This window comes from Ferruginibacter paludis, assembly GCF_030409685.1.
Classification (GTDB): domain Bacteria; phylum Bacteroidota; class Bacteroidia; order Chitinophagales; family Chitinophagaceae; genus Ferruginibacter; species Ferruginibacter paludis.
Genome location: NZ_JAUFQJ010000007.1, coordinates 280,186 through 306,441 on the forward strand (window position 1 = coordinate 280,186; position 26,256 = coordinate 306,441).

General features: G+C 42.3%; 22 protein-coding genes. 12 read left to right on the forward strand and 10 right to left on the reverse strand.

From position 1 onward, the window contains the following. Positions 1–19: 19 nt before the first annotated feature. The 7 genes from QWZ08_RS14600 to QWZ08_RS14630 all read left to right on the forward strand — a co-directional run bounded on the left by QWZ08_RS14600 (position 20) and on the right by QWZ08_RS14630 (position 10,354). A complete protein-coding gene (locus tag QWZ08_RS14600) occupies positions 20–1,057 on the forward strand; it encodes a LacI family DNA-binding transcriptional regulator (protein WP_290338189.1) in 1,038 nt (345 codons plus the stop codon). 207 nt (positions 1,058–1,264) lie between these two features. Beyond that, positions 1,265–2,446 carry a sialidase family protein gene (locus tag QWZ08_RS14605; RefSeq protein ID WP_290338190.1) on the forward strand — a complete coding sequence of 394 codons (1,182 nt, stop codon included), beginning with the start codon at positions 1,265–1,267 and terminating at the stop codon, positions 2,444–2,446. A gap of 35 nt (positions 2,447–2,481) precedes the next feature. After that, the gene (locus tag QWZ08_RS14610; RefSeq protein WP_290338191.1) at positions 2,482–4,566 is read left to right on the forward strand and encodes a beta-L-arabinofuranosidase domain-containing protein; all 2,085 of its coding nucleotides are present in this window, start codon (positions 2,482–2,484) and stop codon (positions 4,564–4,566) included. 407 nt (positions 4,567–4,973) lie between these two features. After that, positions 4,974–6,167: a galactokinase gene (gene galK, locus QWZ08_RS14615; protein WP_290338192.1), complete on the forward strand. Its 1,194-nt coding sequence runs from the start codon at positions 4,974–4,976 to the stop codon at positions 6,165–6,167. A 200-nt stretch (positions 6,168–6,367) separates the two neighbouring features. Beyond that, positions 6,368–7,411 (forward strand): glycoside hydrolase family 43 protein, encoded by a 1,044-nt coding sequence (locus tag QWZ08_RS14620; RefSeq protein ID WP_290338193.1) that lies wholly within the window; start codon positions 6,368–6,370, stop codon positions 7,409–7,411. Positions 7,412–7,678: 267 nt separating this feature from the next. Beyond that, the gene (locus QWZ08_RS14625) at positions 7,679–9,151 is read left to right on the forward strand and encodes a PQQ-dependent sugar dehydrogenase (protein WP_290338194.1); all 1,473 of its coding nucleotides are present in this window, start codon (positions 7,679–7,681) and stop codon (positions 9,149–9,151) included. Between the two features lie 153 nt (positions 9,152–9,304). Beyond that, positions 9,305–10,354 carry a glycoside hydrolase family 53 protein gene (locus tag QWZ08_RS14630; RefSeq protein ID WP_290338196.1) on the forward strand — a complete coding sequence of 350 codons (1,050 nt, stop codon included), beginning with the start codon at positions 9,305–9,307 and terminating at the stop codon, positions 10,352–10,354. Positions 10,355–10,384: 30 nt separating this feature from the next. Here the strand turns inward: QWZ08_RS14630 and QWZ08_RS14635 are convergent, their stop codons facing one another. Together QWZ08_RS14635 and QWZ08_RS14640 are read right to left on the reverse strand one after the other, a co-directional pair. Then, entirely contained in the window at positions 10,385–10,633 is a 249-nt protein-coding gene (locus tag QWZ08_RS14635; RefSeq protein WP_290338197.1) for a hypothetical protein, read from the reverse strand. A 241-nt stretch (positions 10,634–10,874) separates the two neighbouring features. Beyond that, entirely contained in the window at positions 10,875–12,023 is a 1,149-nt protein-coding gene (locus tag QWZ08_RS14640; RefSeq protein WP_290338198.1) for a GAF domain-containing protein, read from the reverse strand. Between the two features lie 320 nt (positions 12,024–12,343). On the opposite strand from QWZ08_RS14640, the gene QWZ08_RS14645 reads away from it, so the two are divergent. Further along, the gene (locus tag QWZ08_RS14645) at positions 12,344–12,730 is read left to right on the forward strand and encodes a VOC family protein (RefSeq protein ID WP_290338199.1); all 387 of its coding nucleotides are present in this window, start codon (positions 12,344–12,346) and stop codon (positions 12,728–12,730) included. A gap of 74 nt (positions 12,731–12,804) precedes the next feature. On the opposite strand, the gene QWZ08_RS14650 is transcribed toward QWZ08_RS14645, so the two are convergent. Together QWZ08_RS14650 and QWZ08_RS14655 are read right to left on the reverse strand one after the other, a co-directional pair. Beyond that, positions 12,805–13,242 (reverse strand): hypothetical protein, encoded by a 438-nt coding sequence (locus tag QWZ08_RS14650; protein WP_290338200.1) that lies wholly within the window; start codon positions 13,240–13,242, stop codon positions 12,805–12,807. A gap of 293 nt (positions 13,243–13,535) precedes the next feature. Then, positions 13,536–14,741 carry a glycosyltransferase gene (locus QWZ08_RS14655; protein ID WP_290338201.1) on the reverse strand — a complete coding sequence of 402 codons (1,206 nt, stop codon included), beginning with the start codon at positions 14,739–14,741 and terminating at the stop codon, positions 13,536–13,538. A gap of 283 nt (positions 14,742–15,024) precedes the next feature. On the opposite strand from QWZ08_RS14655, the gene QWZ08_RS14660 reads away from it, so the two are divergent. Both QWZ08_RS14660 and QWZ08_RS14665 read left to right on the forward strand, forming a co-directional pair. Next, positions 15,025–15,729 (forward strand): 3-keto-disaccharide hydrolase, encoded by a 705-nt coding sequence (locus tag QWZ08_RS14660; RefSeq protein WP_290338202.1) that lies wholly within the window; start codon positions 15,025–15,027, stop codon positions 15,727–15,729. A 10-nt stretch (positions 15,730–15,739) separates the two neighbouring features. After that, the gene (locus tag QWZ08_RS14665) at positions 15,740–17,263 is read left to right on the forward strand and encodes a Gfo/Idh/MocA family protein (protein WP_290338203.1); all 1,524 of its coding nucleotides are present in this window, start codon (positions 15,740–15,742) and stop codon (positions 17,261–17,263) included. A gap of 149 nt (positions 17,264–17,412) precedes the next feature. Here the strand turns inward: QWZ08_RS14665 and QWZ08_RS14670 are convergent, their stop codons facing one another. The 6 genes from QWZ08_RS14670 to QWZ08_RS14695 form a co-directional block, all read right to left on the reverse strand. Further along, positions 17,413–18,264, reverse strand: coding sequence for an ROK family protein (locus tag QWZ08_RS14670; RefSeq protein WP_290338204.1), 852 nt, complete (start codon positions 18,262–18,264; stop codon positions 17,413–17,415). 114 nt (positions 18,265–18,378) lie between these two features. Then, positions 18,379–19,629, reverse strand: coding sequence for an MFS transporter (locus QWZ08_RS14675; RefSeq protein ID WP_290338205.1), 1,251 nt, complete (start codon positions 19,627–19,629; stop codon positions 18,379–18,381). Between the two features lie 170 nt (positions 19,630–19,799). Then, entirely contained in the window at positions 19,800–20,633 is an 834-nt protein-coding gene (locus tag QWZ08_RS14680; protein ID WP_290338206.1) for a hypothetical protein, read from the reverse strand. 29 nt (positions 20,634–20,662) lie between these two features. Beyond that, on the reverse strand, positions 20,663–21,343 hold the full coding sequence (locus QWZ08_RS14685) for a hemerythrin domain-containing protein (protein WP_290338207.1): 681 nt from the start codon (positions 21,341–21,343) through the stop codon (positions 20,663–20,665). Positions 21,344–21,579: 236 nt separating this feature from the next. Further along, positions 21,580–22,365: a hypothetical protein gene (locus QWZ08_RS14690; RefSeq protein ID WP_290338208.1), complete on the reverse strand. Its 786-nt coding sequence runs from the start codon at positions 22,363–22,365 to the stop codon at positions 21,580–21,582. Between the two features lie 124 nt (positions 22,366–22,489). Continuing rightward, entirely contained in the window at positions 22,490–23,848 is a 1,359-nt protein-coding gene (locus QWZ08_RS14695) for a glycosyltransferase (RefSeq protein WP_290338209.1), read from the reverse strand. A gap of 272 nt (positions 23,849–24,120) precedes the next feature. Between QWZ08_RS14695 and QWZ08_RS14700 the strand changes: the two genes are divergently transcribed. Then, on the forward strand, positions 24,121–25,173 hold the full coding sequence (locus tag QWZ08_RS14700) for a sensor histidine kinase (RefSeq protein WP_290338210.1): 1,053 nt from the start codon (positions 24,121–24,123) through the stop codon (positions 25,171–25,173). Continuing rightward, complete coding sequence (locus QWZ08_RS14705) at positions 25,170–26,240, forward strand: sensor histidine kinase (protein ID WP_290338211.1); 1,071 nt, start codon at positions 25,170–25,172, stop codon at positions 26,238–26,240. Before QWZ08_RS14700 ends, QWZ08_RS14705 begins: the two co-directional genes overlap by 4 nt. Positions 26,241–26,256 lie beyond the last annotated feature (16 nt).

Sequence of the window (26,256 nt, forward strand, 5' to 3'; positions counted from 1 at the left end):
TGCTTTTAAAAACACCTCAATGAGTGAAATTATTTTAAAAGTAACACTGATGGATATTGCACGGGAGCTGAATATAACTGCGGCCACCGTGTCCCGTGCGCTGAGCGATCATCCCGGAATAAAAGAATCTACAAAAAAAATAGTAAGGGAAGTAGCGGAGAAATTACAGTATCAGCCCAATAAAATAGCCTCGTCTTTACGCTCCGGCAAATCAAATATCATTGGGGTAATTATACCAAGTGCGGAAATCAATTTCTTTGGTTCTGTAGTACATGGCATTGAAAAAATTGCCAACGAAAATCATTACAACGTACTCATTTATCAAACCAATGAAATGTATGAGTACGAGAAAAAAGGCGTACAAACATTTTTGCAGTCGCAGGTAGATGGCGTGCTGGCTTCCATCTCAAAAGAAAGCATCAACCTGGATCATTACAATGAAATAAAAAAACGCGGTGTGCCGCTGATCCTCTTCGACAGGGCGGTAGATACACTTGGTGTATCCTCCGTAGTGGTGGATGATTATGCGGGTGCCTTTGCTGCTACCAAACACCTCATCATGCAGGGTTGCAGGCGCATAGCGCATATCGGCGGCCAGCAGCATGTAAGTATATTTAACCAGCGTTTAAAGGGCTATATTGATGCACTGAATGTACATAACATCGCCGTGGATGACGATTTGATTGTGTTTGGAAAAGTAAGCATCGAATCGGGGCGTGACTGGATGAAGAAATTGCTGGCGTCGCCGAAAATGCCGGATGGCCTTTTTGCAGTGGAAGATTTTACAGCGCTCGGCGCCATGCAGGCCATTAAATCAGCAGGCATAAAAATACCGGATGAAATTGCCATCATCGGTTTTGCCAATGAACCTTTTGGCGAGTACATTACACCATCGCTTTCAACGGTAAACCAGCAAACGGTACAAATGGGGGAAGAAGCAGCCAAGTTATTTTTTGGTTCACAGGAAAAAAAGGGCGATGCCAATGCAAGTCCGTTTAAACTCGTGTTGCAGCCGGAGTTAATTTGCAGGCAATCGAGCCAGAAAAAATTTAAATAATGACAACAGTACTCAGTGAAACGATTTGAATGTATTTTGACTTGATTTGATGCGTTCATTCCTGATTGCTTACATTACTTTACAATACTGTTATTCAAAAATTCAAAGCAAGACTGTTTTTGAATAATAATGTAAACGATTGCAGTTAATTTTAAGCCGCCAATGAACCAATCCAATGTAAAATTTACGTCCGGCAATTAATTAAGCATGCGTAGATATTTTAAAATTTATATCACTTTTATTGTGTTTGCAATTGTTGCATGCAGTAATAAAACTGTGCCCACAACTTCACCCGGCAGGATAAAAAATCATCCAGCAAAGCACATCAGTTGGGATCAGTCATCTTTAAAGAAATTAGCACCCCTAAACGGAAGCAATGTTACGTACTGCGGTTATCCGCGAATGATACAGCTGCATGATAAAAGTTTGATCTGCGTGTATGAAGTAGCAGGCGGTAATATCGAAGGTATTAAAAGTGCTGACGTCGGAAATACGTGGTCTGCACCACTTATAATAGCCACCCGGCAAAACGGCGTCAATATGGCCGTACCCGAAATACTTGAATTAAAAGATCATTCTTTGTTGGCATCTTATAATCCCCGGCCTTCGCCCATAGATTCCACTAAACACTTTGGCATTCGCACCAAAAAAAGTTATGATGGCGGCCTGACATGGAAAGATGAACGCCTGTTGTATGAAGCAGATTCAAAAGTTGAAGATGGTTGTTGGGAGCCATCACAAATACAATTGCCTTCAGGCGAGATACAATTATTTTTCAGCAACGAAGGCATTTACACCCACAGTAACGAACAAAATATTTCTATCTTCCGCTCAATGGATAATGGATTAAGCTGGACGACCGAACCGCAAATTGTGAGCTTTCGTGCAGGCAAAAGAGATGGCATGCCGGTGCCTATTTTATTAAAGGATAAAAATGAAATCCTATTTTCCATAGAAGATAACGCGGTCAATACTTTTAAACCATCTATCATCCGTGGTTCCATCGATGGTAAATGGAGTAGTGTTGTTGATGGTGGCAGTAGCAGCCGGAATGCAGCTTTGACAACACCTTTGCCTGACAGTGTGTACGCAGGCGCTCCCTACCTGCACCAGCTTAAAACTGGCGAAACCATTTTAGCCTACCAGGGAACAACGGGCAGAAATAATAACTGGGAGCAGTCCTGTATGTTTGTTACCGTCGGTGATAATGATGGAAGAAACTTCGGACAGACCTCTATTCCTTTTAACGTGCCACTCAATAAACATGGGCTGTGGAATTCGCTTTGTGTGCTGGACGATGATACCATCATTGCGCTTACATCAACCAATGCCTATTCCGATAAAGGTGGCGAGGTTTGGATGATAAAAGGTCATTTAGTAAACGATTAATAATTCAATAAAATAAAGGCACAAATAATTTAAGTATGAAATCTGTAAAAATTGTTTTGTTTGTTTTGATGTTGATGATAGTGGTAGTGCCAGCCAGGCTGGCGGCGCAAAATGCGGTAAAAATTACGAATGTAAAACGTCCGTCTACCGCAACTGCCAACAAGTTTTATACTGGCAACAAAGCTCCATTAGCGCCACTGGCATTTGTGAAGTTACCTGTCGGCAGTATCAGGCCCAACGGCTGGATTTTAAAATACCTGGAGCTCCAGCGGGATGGCTTAACCGGTAAACTCGGTGAAATAAGTGCCTGGCTTGATAAAAACAACAACGCCTGGTTTAGTGGTACCGGCAAAGGCGATCATGGCTGGGAAGAAGTGCCTTACTGGTTAAAAGGTTATGGCAACCTCGGTTATATTTTAAAAGATGAAAAGATTGTAGCTGAAACAAAATTATGGCTCGACAAAGTATTTCAAAGCCAGCAGCCAAATGGTTATTTCGGTCCCGCCTTTGCCACGACTGATATACAGGAGGCCAAAGCTGGTCTGCAGGACATGTGGCCCAACATGCTGATGTTATGGTGCATGCAATCGTATTACGAATACAGCAACGATGCAAGGGTGATTCCGTTTATGACAAAATATTTTAAATGGCAATCTACCGTGCCGGAAGCAAAGCTGCTGAAGATTTATTGGGAGAACAGCCGTGGCGGTGATAACCTTTACAGCATTTATTGGCTGTACAATCGTACCGGTGAAAAATGGTTGCTGGATCTTGCCAATAAAATTCACCGCAATACAGCCGACTGGTCGCAAAAGGACAGGTTACCCAACTGGCACAATGTAAACATCGCTCAATGTTTTCGTGAACCTGCAACATATTACATGCAAACAAAGGACAGCAGTTTTTTGAACGCCACCTACAACGATTTTTACCTGGTAAGAAGCATTTACGGGCAAGTGCCCGGAGGTATGTTTGGTGCCGATGAAAACGCCAGAAAAGGTTTTGATGATCCAAGACAGGCGGTAGAAACCTGTGGCATGGTAGAGCAAATGGCGAGCGATGAAATCTTAACCGGCATCACGGGAGATCCCATGTGGGCCGATCATTGCGAGGAAGTTGCTTTTAATACTTACCCTGCAGCAGTGATGCCCGACTTTAAAGGTTTGCGTTATTTAACAGCACCCAACATGGTGGTGAGTGACAGCCGCAACCATGCGCCCGGCATTCAAAACGAAGGCCCGTTTTTAATGATGAATCCTTTCAGCAGCCGTTGCTGCCAGCACAACCATGCACAGGGATGGCCTTATTATGCAGAACATTTATGGATGGCAACTCCTGATAATGGTATTGCCGCGTTGCTGTACAATAGCAGTGAAGTAACCGCTAAAGTAGGCACAGGAAAAGGTAGTCTTGTTACGCTTAAACAAACCACGCATTATCCTTTTGATGAAAACATAAAAATTGAAATCAATACAAAAGTTAGTACCAGTTTTCCTTTGTACCTGCGCATTCCAAACTGGTGCAGCAATGCAACCATTTGGGTAAATGGTGTTGATGAAAAAGTAGTGGTTGAACCCGGCTCTTATGCCCGCATTGAAACCAAATGGAAGCAGGGTGATGTAGTAGAATTGATGTTACCGATGAAGCTGAAAAAACAAGACTGGACGAAGAATAAAAACAGTGTCAGCATCAGTTATGGTCCGCTTACTTTCTCTTTAAAAATTGATGAGTCTTATAAAATGGTCGACAGTAAAAAAGCCGTTGCGTGGGATTCCAAATGGCAGCCGAATGCAGACCAAAGCAAATGGCCGTCCTACGAAATTTACCCGGCCAGCATGTGGAATTACGGACTTGCCTTAAATGATCAGCCTTTGGAAAGCCAGTTTGAAATGGTTAAAAAGGCTTGGCCCGAAAATGATTTTCCTTTTACCGAAGCTGACGTTCCATTTATGCTGAAAGCAAAAGGAAAAATTATTCCGGAATGGATACTGGATAAATATGGTTTGTGTGACGTATTGCCGCAAAGCCCGGTAACCGTAGCAACAAAAGAACAGCCTATAGAACTGATACCAATGGGCGCTGCGAGGTTAAGGATTGCATCGTTTCCGGTAGTGAAATAATTAAAATTAAAAAGTCAAAAGTAAAAGAATACGAGCTTAATTGTTGGGATGTATTTCGGCTTTTTACTTTTCAACAAAGCGCTGGAGACCGGGCCGGCATTGAGCTACGGTCGGTACCGAAGGTCATACCGTAAAAGAACGTGATTAAAAATGGTTAGTTATAAGCTGTAAATACCAGGCCTGAAGGACTGACATTATTATAGAAAAAAAGTAAGAGAAACGTACTCAAAAACACAGAAGGGGTGACATTGAAAATGTGCTTTTGCACACCGAAGGCTATTGCATTGAAGAAGACACTTCGATCCGTTGTTGCCAAAGCTGAAAAAGTAAAAGTGAGTGACACAACGATGCTTAATTGAAAAACAAAAGTTCGTAACAAAATAAAAAAATAATAACACAGCTACTACATGGAAACAACAACAAATAATACCATTGCCAGCGCCATAGCTGGTAAATTCAGAACGATATTTAATGCAGAACCTTTGGTGGTACGCAGCCCGGGCAGAGTCAATTTAATTGGCGAACACACGGATTACAATGACGGCTTTGTATTGCCCGCCGCCATCAACAAAGCCATCTATGTCGCGGCTGCTGTCAGCAACAATGATCGATGTCATTTTGTTGCCGCCGACATGAATGAAGAATATAAAACGGATGTAAATAACCTGCAAAAAATAGAAGGCCATTGGTCAGTGTACATCAACAGTGTGATTGACCAGTTGCAAAAAGCAGGATATACAATTGGTGGTTTTAATTGCGTGATAGGCGGCGATATACCGACCGGTGCAGGGATGTCGTCTTCGGCTGCGGTGGAGTGTGCGGTGTTGTTTGCTTTGAATGAACTATTTGCATTGGGCCTGGATAAAATGGCCATGGTAAAAATGGCGCAGCAGGCGGAGAATAAATATGTGGGCGTGCAATGCGGCATCATGGATCAGTTTGCCAGCATGTTTGGTAAAAAAGATCATGTAATAAAACTGGATTGCCGCTCACTGGAATACGAGTACAAACCTTTTGATATGAAAGGTATTCGCATTGTGTTGTTTGATACCAATATCAAGCATTCGCTTGCTTCCAGCGAATACAATACCAGGCGGCTGCAATGCGAAGCCGGCGTTGCTATGGTGCAGCAGCAATACCCCGAAGTAAAAAAATTACGTGATGTAACGCTGGCCATGCTGGATGAAATTGTGTTGCCCCGGGATGAAAAAGTATACCTGCGCTGCAGCTTTATTGTCGAAGAAATACAACGTTTGCAGGATGCCTGTATTGACCTTGAACTACACGATATGGTGAGCTTTGGTGAAAAAATGTTTGCCACACACAAAGGCCTCAGCGAGCTGTATGATGTAAGCTGCAAAGAGCTGGACTTTATGGTTGACTTTGTAAAGAATGAACCCGCTGTGCTGGGCGCAAGAATGATGGGGGGCGGCTTTGGCGGCTGTAGTATTAACCTGGTGAAGGAAGAAGCAATTGAGGCATTGTCTGGCCGGATTGAGGCAGCTTACAAAGTCGCATTTGGCATTGAAATGAAAGTGTACATCGCCACCATTGAAAACGGAACTTCTATCGTTGGTGCAGAAAAAATGCAGGTAGCTTGAGACTTAACGGGCAATAAGCAATAGTAAATAAGCAATAGTAAATAAGCAATAGTAAATAGGCAATAGTGAATAAGCACTAAATCGCTATTGATTACCTACTATTCGCAAATTGATACACCATTTTATTCTTTAAGTAACACAGGCACATTATAATCGAATCTGATTAAATACTGTCAAATTAATTTTTAAAAACCAGCGGCATGAAAATAACATTCAAATTTGTTTATGGCCTGATTCTTTTCTGCAGTTTGGCTGTACAAGCCCAGCAGAAAAAAACATTTACCAACCCGCTGCTCTCGTCTGGTGCAGACCCCTGGTGCATTTACAAAAACGGATTTTATTATTATACCAATTCAACCGGCCATAATATCACCCTTTGGAAAACCGGCAGCATTGCTGACTTAAAAACGGCGGAGAAGAAAGTGGTATTTACACCACCTTCCACAGGTCCTTATTCAAAAGAATTATGGGCGCCGGAAATACATTTCCTGCAGGGCAAATGGTATATTTATTTCGCGGCAGACAGCGGCCGTAATATCAATCACCGGCTTTGGGTGCTGGAAAACAGTTCTGCCGATCCGTTAAAAGGGGAGTGGATCGTAAAAGGAAAATTTACTACGCCAGATGATAAATGGAGCATCGATGGTTCGGTGTTTGAATATAAAAAACAGCTGTACACCATCTGGAGCGGATGGGAAGGAGACGCTAATGGCGAGCAGGATATTTACATCGCTAAAATGAAAAATCCATGGACCGTTGAAGGAGCAAGGGCAAAATTGTCAACACCCTCATTGCCTTGGGAAATACATGGCGATCTTAATAATGCAGATGATGTGCCGCATGTAAATGTAAATGAGGGCCCCGAAGTATTGGTGCATGGCAACAAGTTGTTTTTAATCTATTCAGCCAGCGGTTGCTGGACGGATTTTTATGCACTCGGCATGCTGACAGCCAATGTGGGCAGAGATTTGATGAATCCTGCTTCCTGGACAAAATCGCCGGAGCCGGTATTTAAACAGGCACCTGAAAACGGCGTGTATGCGCCGGGCCACAATTCATTTTTTAAATCACCTGATGGTAAGGAAGATTATATTTTGTACCACGCCAATTCAAAACCCGGCCAGGGTTGTGGCGGTTTTCGTTCGCCACGGGCACAAAAATTTGCCTGGAACAAAGATGGTACGCCCAATTTTGGCGTGCCGGTAAAGGAAGGGGAAGTGCTGAATGTGCCTTCGGGAAATTGATCTTATCGACCACCGTCTTCGTTTGAAACACCGTTAACCCCGACGGCGGCTATCAGCCCCGTCGGCGGTTAGGCAGAATTTCAAAATAAAGGTTCGTTTTTCTGCAACCGCCGTCAGGGTTTAGAACCGCTGACGGGGTTGCGTAATGTTTATTTTCTTCATTTATCATAAAAACGGCTGACCATTTGCAGTAAGACAAATCAACAAAATATACCACCTTAATTTTTAGTAATAGGGAAAGCATTTGCTGAAATTTTAATTGATGTTATGAAGAAGATTATTTGTTGTGCCGTTTTAATGATGGCTGTTTTTATTGGGTTGACAGCATTTGTATTGAAGCAACCTAAGTTGCCGAACGCTGTGCCAGCCTGGTTTGCAGTGGATACACTGGCCATCAATTTAGCCGTGCCATGGGATATTGTTTTTTTACCCGACAGCAGCATGCTGTTTACTGAAAGGCCCGGCAGGGTGCGCCTGATGCAACACAACCAGTTAATAGAAAAACCAGTACTCAATGTTCCTGATATTGAAGTAAAGGGAAAAATGGGGTTGCTTGCTTTATGTCTTCATCCCAATTTTGCCACCAACCACTTAGTTTACCTGGCATATAATTACCGTATTAATAACACAACTTTTTTACGTGTTGCCAGCTATAAATATGCAGACGATTCCTTAATCAATCCGCAAACCATTATCGAAAAAATACCCGGTGTTTTTAACCATACGGGTTGCCGCTTAAAGTTTGGAGCAGATAGAAAATTATACATCACAACTGGTGATGCCGATGTACCAAGACTGGCGCAGGATCTGAAAGCGCTCAATGGAAAGGTACTACGCCTGAATGAAGATGGATCTATGCCCGCCGATAATCCTTTTGTAAAAACAGACACAGCCCGCAAAGAAATCTGGACTTACGGCCATCGCAATTCACAGGGTATTGCCTTTCAGCCGGGCACTGGTTTTTTATATAATTCAGAGCATGGTCCAACGGGTGGAGATGAAATTAACATTGTTATAAAAGGCAACAATTACGGGTGGCCTGTGATGCATCACCGCAATAATGCAGATGGTATGATGCCGCCTTTGATGGAGTTTTCGCCATCGATTGGTCCGGCCGAAGCGATCTTTTACAGCGGCAAGGCATTTCCTTCAATGAAAGGAAACCTGCTGGTAGCCTGCATGCGGGGCGAAGCCATTCTTAACATTGATTTTGAAAACAGGAAGATCAGATCCTATAATTTTTTGCTGAAAAACATTTACGGCAGAATCAGGGCGCTGGCAGAAGGTCCGGATGGCAATCTTTATTTTTCAACGTCACATGTCGATCCGCCGGAAAGCAACGCACCACAAGGTGAAGGCAGTTATGATATGATACTGAGAATGCGGCCTGCAACTGCGGAAGAGATCGCTGCAAAAAAAGGGTATCCTCTACAGGCTGAAAAATTGCAGGTAGCTATCAACAACAGCAATGCTGGCATGAACAAGACTGCCGCCACTACTAAAATATTATATGCTCAACTATGCGCCGGCTGCCATGGTGCGGATCTGAAAGGTGTGGATACAAAGCCTGGTCTGGTAAACAAAAAATTAAATTACGGTAGTTCTTTTACAGCGATAAAAAAATCGGTCACGGAAGGCGTAATCACCAAAGGCATGCCGGCATGGAGAGGCGTTTTGTCTGATAGACAAACCAATGAGATGGTGAATTTTATTCTTACTAAAAGAATAAATAAGAAGTAGGATATAACAATAGTCTTAAACAAAATAGTCTGACTTGCCTGAATGTCTGAAACAGGTGCGTTGACTTATGTAATGGTTGTAACTTCGTAAAGTGCAGACAGGCCCGGCTTTTTTAAAGTCTGTACCATCTGCAATAAACTCCAAACCATTCATATGAAAAAAAACATACAAAACACACAATTGGCCTGCACAATTATTGTCGCTTTGCTGATAATAACACCAGTGACTTTAATGGCCCAGCAAGGCGCATCTTTTTTTGCCAAAGGCGCAGACATCAGCTGGCTGCCGCAGATGGAAGCAAGCGGTTATCAATTCTACAACAGCAAAGGAAAGCCACAGGATTGTTTTAAGATATTAAAAGATCATGGCGGCAATTCTATCCGGTTAAGGGCTTGGGTAAATCCGTCTGATGATAAAGCCAGCGGACATTGCACTACGGCCGAAACGGTCGCCATGGCTAAGCGTGCAAAACATTGGGGCATGAAAGTGATGATTGATTTTCATTACAGCGACAGCTGGGCAGACCCTGCGCAGCAACGCAAACCCAAGGCATGGGAGGGTCATGATTTTCCGCAATTATTGAATGACTTGTATAGCTATACGATTGGCGTGATGAAAGCATTGAAGCAAGCCGGCATTTCTCCCGATTGGGTACAGGTAGGCAATGAGACGGCGAGCGGTATGATTTATCCTGAAGGCAGCACCGACCATTGGGATAGCCTGGCACAACTCATCAACAAAGGGTATGATGCAGTGAAGCATGTAAGCCCATTAACAAAAGTAATATTGCATGTAGACCAGGGCAACAACAATGCAAGGTTCAGAACCTGGTTTGACAGCGCCCGTTCACATCATGCTAAATATGATGTCATCGGATTATCTTATTATCCCTACTGGCTTAAAGGCAATCCGGATTATTCGCTTTCTATTGATGACCTGGGCAATAATTTAAATGACCTGGCAGCAAGGTATGGTAAAGAAGTAATGGTGGTTGAAGTGGGAGGGGAAGATAACAAAGTTCAGAACACCTACGATATGCTGGTGGCGGTGCAGCAAAAAGTAAAAGCTGTTCCAAACAACAAAGGATTGGGCTTATTTTACTGGGAACCGGAGGGGGCCAGGAGCTGGAGTAAATATGCACTGAGTGCGTGGGGCGATGATGGTAAACCCACCAGGGCCATGGATGCATTTTTGTTAAAATAATTTTCTTCCAATGTTGATACTGTGATAAAATTAATTGCGGCAGGCTAAAAAAACAAACGGTGGTAATTCCTGCTTTTTTAACAACGTTACAACAGTCAATGGATTGACGGTGATGTTATGATAGATTATATCAACACTTTCAAATATCTTTTTTCTGCTAAGCTCATGCCGTGCCATCAAACTCAGTAAAATGTCTTTATACATTTCAACCAGTTGCGCTTCCGGAAGGAATTCGTCATTCAGCAAAATTTCCTGGTGTTTAAAATGATATACTTTCATGCTGTAAAAATAGGGATTGCGGTGATTTGCCAGTTTATTTGTTGAAGGGGGAACGATTATATATGCGGTGTTGTTGAACTTAGAATAGAGTTATGCAGTTTTATAAAAAGTTTTTCAGCTCTTAATTATGTACTGCCAGTTTAATTCCGGCTATTGATTGAGTATGAAATGATGGCTGATTTTCACCTGATTTGAAATATGAACTGGTGGCCTATAATCCGTAAAAATACACTGAGGCATATTATTCAACCAACGGCAATGAAATCTTCAACACCTGCCGGCCATTTAGGCTGAACAGTTCTGTGCTGCCATGCATGGATTTTACCCTATCATAAATTGAGCTTTCCAGCACTTCCTGTTTTCTTTTTTCGGGCTCTGCTGCGGCTGCGTTGTCTTCAAACAAAATTTCAAACCGGTCTTCTATATTTACTGCTATGTGCACATTGGTGATGCTTTTTTGTGCCAGCACCTTAAGCCATTGCCCGATAATGCCGATGGCATGAACCGCGATATTACTATAGTTATTTTCTGCTATGCTTTCGGTATTAATTGTGATGCTGAAGTCAAAAGCAGGCGCCACTTTTTCGATGTATTCTTTTATTAAAACATCGGCCGGCAGCACATTGATTGCCTGGGGTACGATCGAATAAGTAAGGCTTTTGATCCCTGCCAGTACCTCTTCCAGTTGTTTGGCTGCGTTGTGTATTAAATCCGGACGACTGCTACTGCTGTTCTCCGCGGTACGTAAACAAAGCAAACCAGATGCGATGCGTTGTGCAAGATCTTCATGCAGCGTATGTGCCATGGAAATTTTATCATCTATCTGTACCTGCATCATCTGCCCGATGATGGTTGATTTTAGCTCAATAATATCTTCCGCCCTTTGCCGGATGACAAGGTTTTTCTTTCTTAACTCCAATAATTTGCTTGCTTGTTTCGCCAGCAGTATAAGCGATTTTTTGTCTGCTTCGGATAAAATACCTGGCTTAACATCAAACAGGCAAACAGTGCCCAGTTTATACCCTGCGGGTGACAGAATAGGAGCACCTGCATAAAAGCGGATGTTGAAATCACCTGCTACTACAGGGTTATCAAAAAAGCGTTTGTCTTTGGTTGCGTCTTCTACAACCATCACATTATCCTGCAAAATGGTGTGTGCACAAAAGCTCAGGTCTCTTGAATTACCTGTCTCATTGGTACCGCTTTTTCCCTTAAACCATTGGTGATTGTTATCAATTAAACTTACCAATGCAATGGGGTAATTAAAAATTTGTACGGCCAGCGTGGCAAGATCATTGAAATCTTCTTCTGATTCATTTCCCAATACATCATAGGAATTGAGTTCCAGCAAACGCATTTCCTCCTCATCCGGCAAATCGGCTACCATCATAACTGTAAAAATTAATTTAAAACAATATACCCTTGCTGCAGGGCTTTGAAAGTTTTACCATTAAAAATTACATACCGGTAAATAGAACCAGGGGCGAGGTAACTTTAAAAAGAAAACAATAACGGGCAAAGAAAGTATAAAAAAGTATACGGTTATTTTATGTCAACAAATAAAAATGTTAACGGTAACATATTTGAATTAAAAAAATCAGGCGGCGATAAAAGTTGTAAAAAAATACCCATATCAAACCAGTCATATTAACAAATAAAAACTTTAGCTTTCAATGAAATAATCTGAATAAAATCACTCAACAGAAAAAAATGAACAGCACATTCTTCGCCCCACACCTTACCATAAGAAATGGCGTGACCAATATTGATTTTTATTTACAGGCTTTTGATGCCGTTGAATTGCGTCGTTTTTCAAATGATGACGGCAGTATTCATGTGTCGGAATTATCAATCGGCGGAAATATTTTTCATTTGCATGAAGCCATGGGGCGACCCAATTCAACCAGTCCGGATCAACACAATTTCAGTACCGTTACCATCGGCCTTTTTGTGCCGGATGTGGATGTAGTAATGCAAAAGGCAGTAGCCGCAGGCGCTATCGAAATTTCACCTGCACAGGATTATGATTATGGTTACCGGCAGGGAGAGTTTCAAGATCCCTTCGGGCATTACTGGCTGATTGAACAGAAAATATAAGCGATCAAAAAAATATTGTTTTAAATGAAAAACCAGGATCGGTCCTGGTTTTTTTCTTGCTGGTTTATCCGTTATTAAAAACGTCTTCTGTCGTAATATCTGTGGTCATCATACCGGTCGTAGTAGCCGTAATGTCTTCCACGGTTATACCTGTCAAAACGATCATAACGTCCTCCTTTGTGATACCCATAGTCATCACCGCGGTAGCCTCTGTCTGAACGATCCCTGTCATTGCGGTCATTCATCCGGCGGTCGTCTTGCTGGCGGGACTGGTTGTTTTGACCGTACTGGTTATCCTGTCCATATTGATTGCCCTGGTTACCCCCATTGTATTGACCACCCTGGTTTTGCTGGCCATGCTGGTTGTTTTGGCCACCCTGTTGATTTTGTCCATATTGATTGCTCTGACCACCCTGGTTATTTTTGCCCCTGTTCGAATACTGGGCGTCAGCCATGGTAGTGATTAAAAGCAGGGCACTCATTATTGCGGAAATTGTAAAGATCTTTTTCATTGTATGTAAATTTTGTTACGTTATAATAGATGGATTATTGTAACGATAGTTTACATACAAAACGTTAAAGGATTCATAGTATCAAGTATCGAGTATTTAGCATCAAGATAGCACGGCATTATTTAGAACACCAAACACGGGGCGCTCCAGTCTGAGTGCATAATATTTGCTGTTTGGTATTAACTATAAAGTATTAAGTACAAAGACAAGTAGAGACAGTATTATAAACACCCGGCACTGAGAACTCTAGTCTAAATACTAAGTACTAAGTACTTACACTTGCTAGTCAAATTCTAACTACCCGATACCACCGCTTCTTTATGGTGCCGTATAATAATGTTGCGCACGTAACAGCTTTTATATGCCCGTTCAAAGGAGGCCGCGGTTGTGCGAACGTCATGGTGACGGATGTATTCCAGGCTTTTTTTAGCCATTTGATGATGAAGATAATCATTCGAAAAAATATGGGTGATGGATGCAGCAATGGTGTCAGTATCACCTGCGTTGAACAAATAGCCATTGCTTTTGTCCTGCACCAGGTTGTCTATCGCATCAGCATTCGGCGCAATTACCGGAAGCCCGGCCGCCATTGCCTGTAGCGTTGCAAGGCTTTGTAACTCCGTTCTGGTGGCGCTTATAAAGCAACGGCTCATACTGTACAATTTGCACAGATCTTCTTCCGGCACAATGCCGGTAAACATCACCCTGTCTTCGATGTGTAATTCTTTTACCTGCTTTTCCAGCGCCACTTTCTGGTTGCCGTTACCCGCCACCACAAAACAAAAATCAATTGTCTTCACCACCTTCGCAACAGCTGTAACAATTTCGTCTACGCGGTTGCAGGTATCCAGTCTGCCGACATATAATAGCACCGGTTTACCTAGTAAGCCATACTTATTTTTAATGCGTTGTTTTTTTTCAAAGGAGGTAAACGGCTCTGTATCAACACCGGCTGAAATAGGAATAACATCGGCATCCAATCGCGGGCGTATGATGCGGGCGCCAGCCTCTGTACAAGTGGTTACCAATAAGGCTTCATTAAAGACATCAGAAAATCTTGACCACCAAAAATTTTCCAGTCCTCTTTTTATAATTTTATTTTTAAAAAAGGAACTGACAGATGAAGGCAAAAAATGGTTGGTAGCAATCAAGGGAATGTTCAGTTTGCGGTTGAGCTTTACTACAGCTTTTGATAAAATAAAATGATCCTGGATATGTATTACGTCCGGATTAAAACTGCCGATGACATTTTTTAATTTTGACTGAAGGGAAAACGGCATCGAAATCCGGAAGCTGGAATAATGCAGTGACGGCAAAGATGGCATGCCATAAAAATCAATATTATCAATCCTGTTTTTTGCATAATGGCGGGTTTGAGATGGTGCAATTACTGCCACCCGGTGACCTTTTTCCTGCAACAGCGCTCCCATTTTGCAAATAAAATAATATATATCATTTATGTGTGGATGGCAGGTATCTGTTACAAAAAGGATTCTCATATTTGATGTAGATATTTAATCATGAATAGCTGGTTTGTTTTACTTATATGCATGGGTAAGATGCTATGGCAAATAAAAAGGTTGGCTGTGGTACAGGAAGAATTGCGTGGAGGTGATAAACTGTCAAATCGGGCTGACTGCCGCTTTTTGTTTTGTTGGATCACGGTCCATAAATAAGGAACCTCGGGCTCCTTTTTTTTTGCGACCTTGATAGTTTTTAAAATTTCAACGCCTTTCTTTTTTATCCTAACTTAGAACATCTTTATTTTAAACAAACGATGTTATGTCAGACAAAAAAATGCTGAAGGCGCTCTGCCTCTTTATAAGCTTGTTCTTACTTTCTGCTCTATCAAATTTACAAGCACAAACCACCAAAAAAAAGACGGACAGCACAGCCTGGAGACAGCTTTTTAATGGCAAAGATTTAACCGGCTGGAAGCATGTTGGCAAAGGCAGCAGTGAGGTAGAAGATGGCCTGATACGTGGCCACGGTGGTATGGGCCTGTTGTACTGGACGGGTGGCAAGCTGAGTAACTGCACCATTCGTGTGGTGTATAAAATGCAAAAGTTCAATAGCAATGCAGGCGTATTTATCCGCATCCCCATCGAGCCAAAAGAAGAATGGATGCCTGTTTTTTATGGGTATGAAGTACAGATAGACAATCATCCGGAAACATCTGATGAAGACGACTATCACATCACCGGCACGTTGTATTCTTTAACCAAACCTCTGGCTAAACCCGGCAAACCAGGTCCTGAATGGAATACAATGGAAATCACGCTCGATGGCCCACGCACGTTAGTGTATGTGAACGGAGAAAAAGTGACGGATTACAAAGAAGGCGATCCAACACCGGAACGCAAGTTTGATTTTGAACCTTTCAGGGGCAGAAGGCCCGACGCAGGTTATATCGGTCTGCAAAATCATGGGGAGGATGATGTTGTGTATTTTAAGGAAGTTGCTGTTAAACCGCTTGCAAAAAAATAAATGATCTGCCATGGAAAAAAGAAAAATAATTCCCGCTAAAAAAATAACTACCCGCAAGGAGTTTATAAAGAAGGCTGCAGTTGCAACTGCCGGGTTTTACATTGTTCCGCGTTTTGTGTTAGGTGGAAAAGGCTATACAGCGCCCAGTGATAAATTATACATTGCTGCTGTAGGTTGTGGCGGCGAAGCGGAAAATGACATTCACCATTACGCATCGGCTCCCAAAAAAAATGCAGTCGTATCTTTTTTATGTGATGTGGATGAAAGGCAGGCTGCGCCCAGATTAAAAGAATTTCCGCAAGCCAAATTTTATCACGACTGGCGGGAAATGTTTGAGAAAGAACATAAAAATTTTGATGCGGTAACGGTCGCTATTCCCGATCATAACCATGCGATTGTAGGGTTGAGTGCAATGAAATTGAACAAGCACCTCTATTTACAAAAACCATTAACGCATGATATTTACGAAGCCCGAGTTATAACCGAAGCCGCAAAAAAATACAAGGTGGTTACGCAAATGGGCGACCAGGGTGCCTCCTGCGATGGCATGCGCACCATGCGGGAATGGTTTGAAGCCGGGGTGATTGGTGACATTGAAAAAGTGTATTGCTGGACGGACAGACCCGTATGGCCGCAGGGCATTTCCTGGCCTAAAGAACGGCCTGCAATTCCCAAAGAATTGAAATGGGATTTATGGCTGGGTACAGCGCCACAAACAGATTACATTGATAACCTTGTGCCGTTCAACTGGCGTGGCTGGTGGACCTTTGGTACCGGTGCATTGGGTGACATGGGTTGTCACATTATGGGGCCACCATTTAAGTTGCTTGGCCTCGGTTATCCCACCGATGTTTCTGGTAGTGCCAGTACTGTATACAATGGTATTTTTAAAGAAGGCATTTACCCGGAAAGCGGCCCTGTATCCAGTTCGATCAAATTTAAATTCAGGCAGCAAAATGGTAAGCCACTTGATTTATATTGGATGGATGGTGGCATAACGCCGGAGCGGCTGGATGAACTGGAACCCGGTGTAAACATGAATGATGTGATGGGCGATTTCCCCGGTGAAAATGATTTTGAAGGTTGCACGTTGTTTATCGGCACCAAAGGAAAAGTTTCCTGCGGCTGGGGTGGAAGCCATCCAAGACTATTGCCACTTTCCTTAAACAAAGACGTGCATGTGCCCGAGAAATATCCAAGGGTTCAGGGCGGCATGGATGGTCATTGGTGGCAATGGGTAGATGCCAGCATTGCGGGCTATGGGAAAATGGAAGTAGACTCACCATTTGAAGGCTACGCAGGTCCGCTGACAGAGACGGTGTTGCTGGGTAACCTGTTGCTGAGAAGCTTTAACCTGCAGGAAAAGATAACGCGTAATGACCCTGTCTACGGCAATATGGAGGGTTATAAATTCAGCGGGCGTTATTTGGATTTTAAATGGGATGGCGCCAATATGAGGGTAACTAATTTTGAACCAGCCAACCAGTTCATCAAAAGAGAATACAGGAAGGGTTGGGGAGAGTTGAAGATTTAGTTAGGAGTTATGAGTGATGAGTTATGAGTTTTTTCGAATTTGCAGCAGGTCTTTGGCCTCCTTTTTTATTTATGCATCAAAGCCGACTGGCTAATTTTGGCACTTCGCCATTTTTAAATTCGGTCTTTAAAATTTAAGGCACTTTGTCTTCACTGCACCTGATCATAATACAATCCCGCTGCTCCAAAAATAGCCGGGTTTTCCATTTCGGATATTTCAATTCGTAGTCGTTCGGCAGATTTGGTAAAGGCGAAGGTTTTTATTTGTGTCCACATAGTCTCCTGGAAATACGGATAAGCCAGTCGTACCGAGCCACCAAAAATAATCAGCGAAATATCATAGGTATACATCATGGTTTTGATGGCGTTGCCGAGGTGCGTGCCCATTTCCGCATACCACTGCTGCGCCTGTTGATCGCCTGCCTTGGCTTTTTCAAAAACCAATGGTCCATCCGTATGGTACACATTGTTGAAAAACTGGCCGCAGGCATAATACTCGTATACATGATCCAGGTATTGCACCATCCCAAATTCACCCGCGCCACAATTGGCGCCTGCAAACAAACGGTTGTTGATGATGATACCTGCGCCCAGTCCGGTTCCTATGGTAAGACCGATCATGTCTTTTTTGCCAATGCCCTTGCCAAAATAATGTTCGCCCAGTGCAAAACAGTTTGCATCGTTGTTGATAAATGCAGGAATATGATAGCGTTCTTCCAGCATCTTTTTTAACGGCACTTCTTTCCAGGAAGGGATGTTGATGACATCATACACAATGCCTTCTTCTGTATCTACCACGCTCGGCACACCTACGCCAATTGATACGACTTCTTTATCTATCAACTGATCAATCACAAAAAATAAATCCTGCAACACGTCGGCTTCCGTGCCGGCATTGTTAATGTGTTTTGAATGAATAGCAGATAGCTGATCGCCATGCACCAGGCCAGCCTTAATACTGGTAGCGCCAAAATCAACACCTATAATTTTTTTATCGTTCATAGTTTTTAAATGTAAGAGATAACAGAAATTTTTTACGCGAATTACACGATTTTTTTTACTTCTGACATGCCAAACTCCACTATTCACTATTGACCACTCACCATTGACAATGGACTATTGACTGTCTTTCTTAAAAAGTTTAATCGTCTTATTCGTAATAATAGGCTTTGCCCAAAAGCCGATGCTCAGGATGTAGCCCATGGTAAGATATAAAAAACACATGCCGGCCCTGAGCCCCAGCTGATCGCCCAGCCAGCCCACCACAAGTGGAATGATAGCGCCGCCAATAATACCCGTTACCAAAATGCCGGAGAAGGAGCCATGATGTTCTTCCACCGAATTCAATGCCAGTGAAAATATAATGGGGTACATCACCGAAGCAAAAAAGCCTACCATCGGAAAAGCTACCAATGCTATTTTTGCAGAACCAAACAAGGCGGCGCTTAAGCTAAGGATCGCTAATATGGTAAATGAAATCAGTACAATCCTGCTGTCCAATAATTTTAATAACAATAAACCCAGCACACCGCCGGCGGTCATTAATCCCCAAAAATAAGCCACTGTATCGGCCCCTGTTTTTTGCGGGTCCAGTCCATGATAAGTAAAAAGGAACTGCGATATCCAGTTGGCTACACCCTGCTCTGTACCTACATAGCAGATCATGCCAATAAAAAATAACACAACTTTTTTTGTCTTGAATAATTGTACATGTGTTGCCCACTGGCCTGCCTTTTCGTCACTGGTCAGTTCAACCTTTGGAAATTTGGAAACTGCAATCACCACCACCATTGCCAGGCATATCACAACAAAAAGAAAATACAGAGAAATCCAGGGAAGGTTTGCCGGAACCACTTTATTGAATAAAGCAAAAAAGCCACTGTTGCTGTGTTGTTTTAAACCTGACACCATACCGGAATAGGCCAGCGGACTCAGAAAAGATGCCAGACCAAATATCAGTTGCGCCAATACAGAATAAAACGCATAGTGTTCTTCGCCGCCTGCCGTGCGCAATAAGGGATTGATAACAACCTGCAGCATCGCCATGCCGCACCCGATTACAAATAATGAAAATACTGCTGATAAATAATTAGGGAATAAAGCCAGCATCAGTGAGCCCAGCAGCGCAATCACAAAAGCAACAATCATCATCTTCTTTTCATTGTATTTTTCTATCAGCATACCCGAAGGGATGGACATTACGCCGTAGGCAATGAAAAATGCAAAAGGCAGTAAAGCCACCAAAGTAAGGCTCAGACTAAATCCTGTGATCATGTCGGGTATCAGGGGCCCGATTACATTGGTTAAAAAAGAGATCACGAAGAATGTCAACATAACAAGAAAAACGGCGTAGGAACTTCTTTTCATTTGCAGGCGGTTGGTTAAGCGTAAGTAATAATCGTACAATTTTACTTTAATAATCCATCCTGCAAAATTTTTTTCGGTAAATCCGAAAGGGTTAATGCGTTCAATTAAAAAGGCCGGAACTAATCCGGCCTGTAATTTTTAACATCGGTTATTGCTGATTTTTAATGTTGTTATTTTATTTCGTCCAGCCATTGCTGTACAAATTCCCTTGCAGGCAAAACTACTTCCTTACCGGCTCGGAAAGCCATTTTCCAGTAACTACCTTTTTGCTTTTCATACAGTGGATTTACAAAATAGTTTTTATTGTTTTTTGTAGTCAATGCAGCGTCAAAGTCAATGTCAGCTGTGTTTGTCAAAAAATCCTGTAATCTTTTTTTTACAAATAATAAATGGTTGGTGGGATACTTAGCTTCCCATTCATGCAGACTTTGTTTGCTAGACGCTTCTGCAGATTTCAACATGTCAGGATAGTTCTTTTTGTAATTGACGAAAGTTTTATTGTTGGGATCTTCCGCTTCCTTTAGTTGTTGTTTGGTGGAGACCAATACATCTTCGAATATTTTTTTAATGGAAGCATCCGCAGTTTTAATGTTGGCTTCCGTTTCGCTAACGCTTTTCTTCAGCATGTTGATCTGGTTGCTGCGCATGGCTTCCGGTGTTTCAATCAAATAGGGTTTAGGCTTTTCATTTTCTCTCATCGTGTTGTATTCTTTTATAAACGTCGTGGAATTAACAAACTGCTTTGTGTACAACAGCAAGTCTTTTGTAACGGCAGCCCGGTTGCCTACCGCGATATTTTTAGCATTACGGATACCATACTGGTTCAGGTAGCCACCTAATATACTGCCCGTTATTTTTTGATCTGCCTCTGTTTTGCTGATGCCCAGCTGCTTTAAAAATTCGCCGTTCATTTTCACGATTGTAAATGAAAATAAAGCCAGGCTGCTTATGACAGCAAATGCAATCCTCCAATGCCGCACTGTGTTGTTGAATGTCTGTTTCATCGTTTATAATTTAAAAGATTTAATTTTTGTCAGGCAATCATTGCCCCCTCTGTAATGCAATCCTGTACCAGGTGCCAGCGGGTAGCAGGCAACTCTTTTTCTGCCAGGTTCAACATGGCTGTAAATGCAACTTCCGGTGCATTATTTTTTATTTCTTTCAGCCAGCCGATCACTTCGTTGTTGCTCAGTCCACGCATCATCCAGCTGCTGAAAATTTGCAGGTCTGCCGGCGCAATGTGCGCCAGTATTTTTTGTGTAAGCCCGTGCAGTTGCGCATCCGTATAATGCTGCCAAAGCAACCTGTTAAGCTCCACTTCTTCCTTAGCCATATGGTTTAAATTAAATACCAAAAAATCAGTAAAGGCAATTCGCAATTCGCAGCCCGTTTGCAGACTGTCTGTGTCCAACGCAGACAACTCAAGTTTTGCCAGCAATGCCCGCAAACGTTCGCCCAGTGCATGATCCTGCACATGCTCTGCTGCAAACAAATCGCTTACCGAAGCGTCGTGGGATGCGATGTCAGGCAATACAAAATTATCTTCGGTGTGGGCATGCTTATCAAATAAATCCGCCGTTAAACGCACCTGTTGCAAAGCGCTTTCCCTTTCTTCTGCGTTGTCAAAGTCGGTTTGTTGTAAAAGGCTGCCGGTTGTGTAAAGCAATTCCCTTAAGCCCTTGTGTACCTGGTAAAAAACATTATAGCGTTGCATAAAATAAATTTTAAAGGTGGTGAATGGTGAATGGTGAATGGTTAATGGTGAGTTGTGAGTGGTGAGTAGTCAATGGTCGATGGACGATAGTCAATAGTCAATAGCAATTCTCTTTAACAATGATTACTATTAATCACAGAAATAGCGGTATTTGTGTTCCAACGCCAAAGCCAACTATTTTGTATTCACCGTTGACTTATTCACCATTGACTACTCACCACTCACCACAGACTTCCTTACGATTGCCCCCTGTACACCATGCCTTCAAGAATAATATTGGTAACACCATCCTGTTTTGTAATACGCATTTTGGTTGGGTAGTAACCGCTTTTTTGAAATTGGGCCGGTTGCGGAATATCCCTTACAAAATTGTTGGTGGTTTTTAAAAAGTCCAGTGTAATCATGGGCTCATAAAAAACAACTTTGCTGTCGTACGAGCCATAAATAAATGTTTGGGTAAATGGTTGCGGGTTGGTTGGGTTTAGTTCTGGTGAAGTGATATCCACCCAATGTTTGCCCATGGTAGGTACGGGATCGCCACCCATATAATTAGCAGGTAAATAGGTCGCGGCCGGATCTGCATTCAACTTAACCGGATCAACATAGGCTTCTCTTTCAGTGGATGGCACCATGTAAAAATGCAGATCGAAATGCGGTTTATCATAGATGCCAGCAGGCGGATGCCCGTTCGGGTTCCAGTTTAACCAGGCGTGCTGAAACGGTGTGGCTGCGGCTTTGGGATGAAACGCCAGTACTTCGTTGTTTTCGTGGGTGTGACCGGAACCTGTGCTGCCGCTGCCTGGTGTAACGCTACTCAATGCGGCGTCGTTGATAGCGATGGCGACTCTTTCAGGATTGCCCTGGTTGTCCAGCTGAATCCATGTCCAGGCTTTGCCATGGTACATTTCGGTTTCGGGGCCTTTAAAAATGCCACCTTTACTGTTGTTGTTGCTGCTGTCTTCTTTTTTGCAGGAAGAAAATGCAATGGCAATCACTGCGGTTGCCAGGAATAATTTTTTCATACTTTTAAATTTTTGTTGATGATTGTTTTTGATTGACAGCACAAAGATGTTATTGAAAAGCCTCTTTTAAAATAGCGTGCTGAATGAATTGTGCGAATGTTTGGATGAATTGTTATAATTGTATTTATAACGTAGCAGCTTGCTGTTGATACGTTTTTCGATAACTTGTTTTATTTGTTTGCAACAGCTTTTTTACAGTATCCTCAAAAATCGTATTGGCATTGTAACAGGCAAATTCATTGGCCAGCCGTTTTACATTTTGAGCGTATGATGTATCGTTTATAACCTTTTCCACAGCGTTTTTTATTTGCACCGGTGAAGGTGTTTCTGTTTTTAAATTAATACCCAGCTTAAAAAAGCCTACCCGGGCACAAATTTCATTTTTGCCTTCATGTACACCCGCCACTACCAGCGGCAGGTGATGCTGAACAGATAACAGCGTGCCGCCGTAGCCACCATTTGTGACGTAAGCGTTGGCAAAAGGCATGATGTCTGCAAAAGGAATAAAGTCTTCTATAATAATATTTTGGCAGGCATACTTTCTTTTAAGAGCAGCGGTATGTGCACCGCCGGTTGTTGCAATCACCAATGTATCCGAGTTTTTAAAAGCTTCCAGGGTGGGTATCAAAATTTTATTGATGTCCTTTTCTACCGTGCCCTGCGTTACCAAAATCATTTTGTTGTATACGGCGATGCGTTCATCAAACCATGCAGCTTTGGTGCCGGAACTGTACGGAAGCAAAGGGCCGGTAAACTGAATATTCGCACTCATATCGTTGCGGTTGTACTCAAAACCAGGCGTTCCACTTTGCAGCACTACATCTGCCGACCGGTACAGAATATCAAATACATTGCCGGCAGGCGCTTCTACACCATAGCCTGCAATAATTTCCCTGAAAATGGCATTCACTTTTTTAAATACCATTGCATTGGTAATGGCGTGTAATACCTTGTGTTTAATTTTTCCTGGTAATGTATCAGCCGGAACCAATCCCATGCCCGCAGGCGGAAGGTTAGCGGAAGTTTCCATCAGCGGAATGATACCAGCCGCAATCACGGGCACATTGAATTGCGCTTTTATCAACGGAATGCAGAAGGACATAATGTCTGCGACTACAAGATCAAAACGAAATGTGGCATGAATGTCTTCGATGTCTTTTAAAATAGCCGGCACGGGTCTTATAAAGCAATGCTCAAGATCGAACCTGAATTTTGCCAGCTGGCTTTTGTGCTTCACCCGGTCAGTAAAAAACTGCTCAAAATTCAGCTGGTTCAGTTGTGGAGCATATACACAAGGGTAGTGCTGAATTTGCAATTTTGCAAGCTTCTCCTTATACAAGTCCTGCGTGTACCATCTTACATCGCAGCCAAGGCTTTGCAGGTGTTTTGCCAATCCTGTAAGTGGATTGAAGTGCCCGTCGGCAGGCATAGTTACAAATAAAATTTTTGCGTTCGTACGTTGCGTACCGGTTTGTTGTTGCATAAAAAATAGTTTTGAATGTTTTGTTTGTTTTGATTGAAACGCAATATTAAAATGTGGCAAAAGCATTTAAAATGGCAGCCTGAGTGGATTGGCAAATTCAGGTAATGGACTGCTTGTTCTGTTGCCGGACTGTTTTCTGCAGCCGAAAATGATAGTATGCTGCGATGACTGTACGTTTACAATTCATACAGCCTTTTCCTCAATTCATACATCAATTTCACATTTGGTGTATTGCTGAAAACAATTATTGCGTATATTTTTTAAATTACATCATGGCATTAAAACGGTACAGTAATAAAGAGCCACTGGTTTTTATCTGGGTGATGATACCCTACATCATCTTTCTTAATTTATTGGTGTTTGGCGGCTGTGTCTATCATTCTTTAAAACTGGTTGTCCAAAGCTTTCTATATACCGGCCTGTTTATGTTTGCCATCTATTTCTTCTTTGGTATAGTGGCCACTTTTATTCAAAAGCGGTTTCCATCAGCAGGCGAAATGTTTAAACGCATCGCCGCTATGCTGCCGGTATTTTACCTGTTGAATTGCGTAGCTGTTTCAATGCTCTTTTACCTGTACAATTGGTTGCAGCCGTTGGCTTGTAATCCGAGACCAGGTATGCTGGGGTGGTCTATATTGTACGCATGCATCATGAGTACAATTATCACTTTTATAAATGAAGGGGTAGCCAACTGGGAAGCCTGGAAGGCATCGATTACAGAAACGGAGCAACTAAAAAATGTGTACCAGCGCAGCAGGGTGTTGGGCTTGAAAGGGCAGATCAATCCACATTTTTTATTCAACTGTTTTAACACGCTGTCGGGATTGATACAGGAGAATACAGAAAAGGCAGAACAATTTTTGGATGAGATGACGAAGGTACACCGGTACCTGTTGCGCAGTGACGAAGAGTTGCTGGTGCCGCTGGAAACGGAAATGAAGTTCGCAGCATCTTATTTATACCTGGCAAAAGAACGTTTTGGTGTAGCCATACAATACAGTATCGATATTAACAACCAGTCGATGCAAAAAAAATTGCCACCATTGAGTATGCAGGTGATTTTGGAAAATATCATTTATACCAATGCGCTCAGCAAGAGCGATCCTTTGTCTATAATCATCTCAGCTGATGGTGGAGATAGTTTAGCCATTGTTAACAGCATACACGAAAAGATAGTGCTTCAAAATTATGATATCGACGACGGGCTTGACAATTTAATCAACAAATACCAGATGCTGAATGCCGGGAATGTAACCATACAGGAGAAGGATAATAAACGAATACTGTTATTGCCATTGTTTGATGATAAAGCCGTACTGTCATGAAAATAGCAAAACCATCTAAAGTAAAATGGCAGGTCTATTGGTTTTCCATGGTCTTTATTTCTTTTGCGTTTACGTGGATTTTGTACGACGAAAGAATCTGGACAGAGTGGAAAGTGTGGGCAATCACGGTGCCGCTGATCAATACTATTGGATATCTCTCTTTTATGGGTCACATACAATACATTCACTGGCTGCAACAAAAATTTCCTTCCCTTGAGCTAACTGGTAAAAGAATTTTTTATAAGTTACTGGTAAACCTGTTGGTAATGACGCCATCCGTGTTGCTGATTTTTTATGTGTTCCAGGCATTTCACATTTTGGGCTATAGTATCCGGGAAGACGATATCAGGTATGGCTACCTGGTTGGCCTGAGCACCAATTTAATTTTTGAAACTTTATTTGAAGTAATTTTTATAATTGATAAGTATAAGGAAAGCATTGCGGAAAAAGCTACACTGGAGCAATTGCAGTTACAGCAGGAGTTTGACGGGCTTAAACAAAAAGTAAACCCACACTTTTTATTTAATTGTTTTAATACGTTGTCTTCTTTAATTTCAGAAGATAAGGATAAGGCAGAAACTTTTTTAGATGGGCTCAGCAAGGTTTACCGTTACCTGATCCGCAATAACGAAGATGGTATGAGTACGCTGGCCAATGAGATGAAATTCATAGAGAGTTATTTTAAATTACTAAAAACAAGGCATGGAGATGCCATCAGCCTGCACATGGAAGCAGATAAAAAATACTATCCTTATCTCTTGCCTTCCCTGAGCCTGCAACTGCTGGTAGAAAACGCAGTCAAACACAATTCTATTTCAAAAGCGCAGCCACTGTCAATTGAAATATTTACAACAGAAGGCAACCGCCTGGTAGTGAATAATAACCTGCAGCACCGCACCGTAAAAGCACCCAGCAACAAAATAGGGCTGGAAAATATAAAAGTAAAATACGATCTGCTGCATTTGCCCGGTTTTCAGATTATAGAAAATGAAAGAAACTTTACGGTCGTGATGCCCTTGTTGTGGAACAACGCTACCAGCCAAAAAATAGTAAACACAAAAAAATGATTTCAAACCATTAACT

What these genes read in the sequence shown, in the direction of transcription:
- QWZ08_RS14640 (WP_290338198.1), bottom strand. Translation starts at nt 12,023, where the DNA reads ATGATGGTAGCCGATTTGCCGGATGAGGAGGAAATGCGTTTGCTGGAA.
- QWZ08_RS14690 (WP_290338208.1), bottom strand. Translation starts at nt 22,365, where the DNA reads ATGAAAAAATTATTCCTGGCAACCGCAGTGATTGCCATTGCATTTTCT.
- QWZ08_RS14630 (WP_290338196.1), top strand. Translation starts at nt 9,305, where the DNA reads ATGAAAAAAAACATACAAAACACACAATTGGCCTGCACAATTATTGTC.
- QWZ08_RS14610 (WP_290338191.1), top strand. Translation starts at nt 2,482, where the DNA reads ATGAAATCTGTAAAAATTGTTTTGTTTGTTTTGATGTTGATGATAGTG.
- QWZ08_RS14705 (WP_290338211.1), top strand. Translation starts at nt 25,170, where the DNA reads ATGAAAATAGCAAAACCATCTAAAGTAAAATGGCAGGTCTATTGGTTT.
- QWZ08_RS14685 (WP_290338207.1), bottom strand. Translation starts at nt 21,343, where the DNA reads ATGCAACGCTATAATGTTTTTTACCAGGTACACAAGGGCTTAAGGGAA.
- QWZ08_RS14635 (WP_290338197.1), bottom strand. Translation starts at nt 10,633, where the DNA reads ATGAAAGTATATCATTTTAAACACCAGGAAATTTTGCTGAATGACGAA.
- QWZ08_RS14625 (WP_290338194.1), top strand. Translation starts at nt 7,679, where the DNA reads ATGAAGAAGATTATTTGTTGTGCCGTTTTAATGATGGCTGTTTTTATT.
- QWZ08_RS14660 (WP_290338202.1), top strand. Translation starts at nt 15,025, where the DNA reads ATGTCAGACAAAAAAATGCTGAAGGCGCTCTGCCTCTTTATAAGCTTG.
- QWZ08_RS14655 (WP_290338201.1), bottom strand. Translation starts at nt 14,741, where the DNA reads ATGAGAATCCTTTTTGTAACAGATACCTGCCATCCACACATAAATGAT.
- QWZ08_RS14605 (WP_290338190.1), top strand. Translation starts at nt 1,265, where the DNA reads ATGCGTAGATATTTTAAAATTTATATCACTTTTATTGTGTTTGCAATT.
- QWZ08_RS14680 (WP_290338206.1), bottom strand. Translation starts at nt 20,633, where the DNA reads ATGAAACAGACATTCAACAACACAGTGCGGCATTGGAGGATTGCATTT.
- QWZ08_RS14670 (WP_290338204.1), bottom strand. Translation starts at nt 18,264, where the DNA reads ATGAACGATAAAAAAATTATAGGTGTTGATTTTGGCGCTACCAGTATT.
- QWZ08_RS14675 (WP_290338205.1), bottom strand. Translation starts at nt 19,629, where the DNA reads ATGAAAAGAAGTTCCTACGCCGTTTTTCTTGTTATGTTGACATTCTTC.
- QWZ08_RS14700 (WP_290338210.1), top strand. Translation starts at nt 24,121, where the DNA reads ATGGCATTAAAACGGTACAGTAATAAAGAGCCACTGGTTTTTATCTGG.
- QWZ08_RS14645 (WP_290338199.1), top strand. Translation starts at nt 12,344, where the DNA reads ATGAACAGCACATTCTTCGCCCCACACCTTACCATAAGAAATGGCGTG.
- galK (WP_290338192.1), top strand. Translation starts at nt 4,974, where the DNA reads ATGGAAACAACAACAAATAATACCATTGCCAGCGCCATAGCTGGTAAA.
- QWZ08_RS14665 (WP_290338203.1), top strand. Translation starts at nt 15,740, where the DNA reads ATGGAAAAAAGAAAAATAATTCCCGCTAAAAAAATAACTACCCGCAAG.
- QWZ08_RS14650 (WP_290338200.1), bottom strand. Translation starts at nt 13,242, where the DNA reads ATGAAAAAGATCTTTACAATTTCCGCAATAATGAGTGCCCTGCTTTTA.
- QWZ08_RS14695 (WP_290338209.1), bottom strand. Translation starts at nt 23,848, where the DNA reads ATGCAACAACAAACCGGTACGCAACGTACGAACGCAAAAATTTTATTT.
- QWZ08_RS14620 (WP_290338193.1), top strand. Translation starts at nt 6,368, where the DNA reads ATGAAAATAACATTCAAATTTGTTTATGGCCTGATTCTTTTCTGCAGT.
- QWZ08_RS14600 (WP_290338189.1), top strand. Translation starts at nt 20, where the DNA reads ATGAGTGAAATTATTTTAAAAGTAACACTGATGGATATTGCACGGGAG.